A 1,348-nucleotide genomic window follows, 5' to 3' on the forward strand; every position below is an offset into this window, starting at 1 on the left:
GGCCGGCGGCGGCTGTCCTCACCGCAGCGTCTTGAGCGCGTCGTTGTGGAAGGGGGCCAACGCCTCGACGCGTCCGTTCAGGATTTTCGTGGCCCATTCGGGGTCGGCCAGCAGGGCGCGGCCGACCGCGACGAGGTCGAACTCGTCCCGCTCGAGCCGTTCCAGCAGGGCGTCGATGGTGTCGACACCGGACCGGCTGTCCGGAATGAAGGCCTGCCCGAACTCGGTGTCCAGGCCGACCGAGCCGACCGTCACCGTGGCCCTGCCGGTGAGTTTCCTGACCCAGCCGGCCAGGTTGAGCGGTGAGCCGGTGAACTCCGGCAGCCAGTACCGGCGCGTTGACGCGTGAAAGACGTCCACGCCGGCGTCGACCAGCGGGGTCAGCAGGCGGTCGAGGTCCTCGGGGTGCTGCGCGAGCCTGGCGTCGTAGTTGCCGGACTTCCACTGGGACAGACGGAAGAAGACGGGGAAGCCCGGTGACACCGCGTGGCGGCAGGCCGCCANGCGTGGCGGCAGGCCGCCACGATCTCCGCGGCGAACCTGGTCCGGGAGACGATGTCCCCGCCGTAGGCGTCGTCGCGCCGGTTGGTGGTGTCCCAGAGGAACTGGTCGATGAGGTACCCGTGGGCGCCGTGCAGCTCGATGCCGTCGAAGCCGAGGCGTTCGGCGTCCGCTGCCGCGTCGGCGAAGGCCCGTACCACGTCGTCGAGATCCGCCTGGGTCATCGCGCGGCCGGTGGGCGTCCCGTCCAGTGCCAGGCCGGACGGGCCGACCGGCGGGGCGTCGGGGACGGGTGGGGCACCCGCGGCGCGGGTCGCGCCGACGTGCCACAGCTGCGGGATGATCCGGCCGCCGGCCCGGTGCACAGCCTCCGCCACTCGGGCCCAGCCGGCGAGCTGGTCCGCGCCGTGGAACCGGGGGACCCGTTCGCTGCTGCCGGCCGAGGCGTGGTTGACGTAGGTGCCCTCGGTGATGATCAGCCCTACGTCGCTGGCCGCCCGGCGGGCGTAGTAGGCCGCGACATCGTCACCGGGCACGCCGTCCGGGGAGAACTGGCGGGTCATGGGCGCCATGACGATCCGGTTCGCCACAGTCAGATCACCGACCGTGAACGGCCGTCCCAGGGCCTGCGCCACCCGGGTCGTATCCTGCGTCGACGTCACGCACAGTCTCCTCTCGCACTCCGATGGTCCCGCTCCACGCACCCGATCCCGACTCAGGTGATCCAGGTCACGGGTATGGGTACGCCTGTGGCGCGGGCAGGTCCGATGTTTGAACGGGTTTTCGCGGCGTCCACATTCCGCGGGCGCTCAGCGGGCCCCCGCGGGACCGCCGCGCCGATCGGCTC

At 71.9% G+C, this 1,348-nt stretch carries 2 protein-coding genes; both read right to left on the minus strand.

Annotated features, from left to right (window positions below):
• Nucleotides 1-18: 18 nt before the first annotated feature.
• Nucleotides 19-483 carry a beta/alpha barrel domain-containing protein gene (locus FrCorBMG51_RS35020; RefSeq protein ID WP_157180573.1) on the minus strand — a complete coding sequence of 155 codons (465 nt, stop codon included), beginning with the start codon at nucleotides 481-483 and terminating at the stop codon, nucleotides 19-21.
• Complete coding sequence (locus FrCorBMG51_RS35025; RefSeq protein ID WP_476742206.1) at nucleotides 381-1,073, minus strand: oxidoreductase; 693 nt, start codon at nucleotides 1,071-1,073, stop codon at nucleotides 381-383. The genes FrCorBMG51_RS35020 and FrCorBMG51_RS35025 overlap by 103 nt, the downstream gene beginning before the upstream one ends.
• Nucleotides 1,074-1,348: the final 275 nt, after the last annotated feature.

It is taken from the genome of Protofrankia coriariae (assembly GCF_001017755.1).
Taxonomy (GTDB): Bacteria; Actinomycetota; Actinomycetes; order Frankiales; family Frankiaceae; genus Protofrankia; species Protofrankia coriariae.